At 53.6% G+C, this 1,168-nt stretch carries 12 tRNA genes; all 12 read right to left on the bottom strand.

Annotated elements, in window-relative coordinates:
- Position 1: 1 nt before the first annotated feature.
- A tRNA-His gene (locus CDO51_RS13010) sits at positions 2 to 79 on the bottom strand.
- A 6-nt stretch (positions 80 to 85) separates the two neighbouring features.
- Positions 86 to 161, bottom strand: a tRNA-Arg gene (locus tag CDO51_RS13015).
- A 4-nt stretch (positions 162 to 165) separates the two neighbouring features.
- Positions 166 to 239: transfer RNA gene (locus CDO51_RS13020), tRNA-Gly, on the bottom strand.
- A gap of 6 nt (positions 240 to 245) precedes the next feature.
- Positions 246 to 322, bottom strand: a tRNA-Pro gene (locus tag CDO51_RS13025).
- 149 nt (positions 323 to 471) lie between these two features.
- Positions 472 to 546, bottom strand: a tRNA-Gly gene (locus tag CDO51_RS13030).
- A 7-nt stretch (positions 547 to 553) separates the two neighbouring features.
- Positions 554 to 638: transfer RNA gene (locus tag CDO51_RS13035), tRNA-Leu, on the bottom strand.
- Positions 639 to 644: 6 nt separating this feature from the next.
- Positions 645 to 720: transfer RNA gene (locus tag CDO51_RS13040), tRNA-Lys, on the bottom strand.
- 7 nt (positions 721 to 727) lie between these two features.
- Positions 728 to 802: transfer RNA gene (locus CDO51_RS13045), tRNA-Gln, on the bottom strand.
- Positions 803 to 846: 44 nt separating this feature from the next.
- Positions 847 to 924: transfer RNA gene (locus CDO51_RS13050), tRNA-His, on the bottom strand.
- Positions 925 to 930: 6 nt separating this feature from the next.
- Positions 931 to 1,006, bottom strand: a tRNA-Arg gene (locus tag CDO51_RS13055).
- A gap of 4 nt (positions 1,007 to 1,010) precedes the next feature.
- A tRNA-Gly gene (locus CDO51_RS13060) sits at positions 1,011 to 1,084 on the bottom strand.
- 6 nt (positions 1,085 to 1,090) lie between these two features.
- Positions 1,091 to 1,167: transfer RNA gene (locus CDO51_RS13065), tRNA-Pro, on the bottom strand.
- Position 1,168 lies beyond the last annotated feature (1 nt).

Here is a 1,168-nt window from a genome sequence, read left to right on the forward strand (position 1 = left end):
ATGGGGTGAGTGATGGGATTTGAACCCACGGCCCCCAGAGCCACAATCTGGTGCTCTAACCGAGCTGAGCTACACCCACCATATATGGCGCGCCTGGGAGGATTCGAACCTCCGGCCTACGGATTAGAAGTCCGTTGCTCTGTCCCCTGAGCTACAGGCGCATATTGGAGCGGGTGATGGGAGTCGAACCCACGCAACTGGCTTGGAAGGCCAGGGCTCTACCACTGAGCTACACCCGCATATTATGGTCGGGGCGGCAGGATTTGAACCTGCGACTCCTTGGTCCCAAACCAAGTGCGCTGCCAAACTGCGCTACGCCCCGTGATGCTTTCTCTTGCTGACTGCAGAAACTAGTATACCTTATTCTATTTAGTTTGTCAAACGTTTTTTTGATTTTTTTGTTTAGGTTTTTAGTTTAAAGATCCACTGATAAACTTACAATTAAAAAACCGCCACTTGGCGGTGATTAAATGGAGCGGGAAACGGGATTCGAACCCGCGGCCCCCGCCTTGGCAAGGCGGTGCTCTACCACTGAGCTATTCCCGCATATTAATGGTGCGAGGGGTGGGATTCGAACCCACACGGGAAAACCCACTAGATCCTAAGTCTAGCGTGTCTGCCAATTCCACCACCCTCGCACATTTTGGTGAGCCATGGAGGACTCGAACCTCCGACACCCTGATTAAAAGTCAGGTGCTCTTCCAGCTGAGCTAATGGCTCTAATTATTGGCTGGGGCGGCAGGGTTCGAACCTGCGCGTGCGGAGACCAAAACCCCGTGCCTTACCACTTGGCTACGCCCCAATAATCAGTTACTATACTATCTAGTATTTTATTATAAAAAGTAATGGGGTGAGTGATGGGATTTGAACCCACGGCCCCCAGAGCCACAATCTGGTGCTCTAACCGAGCTGAGCTACACCCACCATATATGGCGCGCCTGGGAGGATTCGAACCTCCGGCCTACGGATTAGAAGTCCGTTGCTCTGTCCCCTGAGCTACAGGCGCATATTGGAGCGGGTGATGGGAGTCGAACCCACGCAACTGGCTTGGAAGGCCAGGGCTCTACCACTGAGCTACACCCGCATATTATGGTCGGGGCGGCAGGATTTGAACCTGCGACTCCTTGGTCCCAAACCAAGTGCGCTGCCAAACTGCGCTACGCCCCGT

The sequence above is a fragment of the Natranaerobius trueperi genome, assembly GCF_002216005.1.
Taxonomy (GTDB): domain Bacteria; phylum Bacillota; class Natranaerobiia; order Natranaerobiales; family Natranaerobiaceae; genus Natranaerobius_A; species Natranaerobius_A trueperi.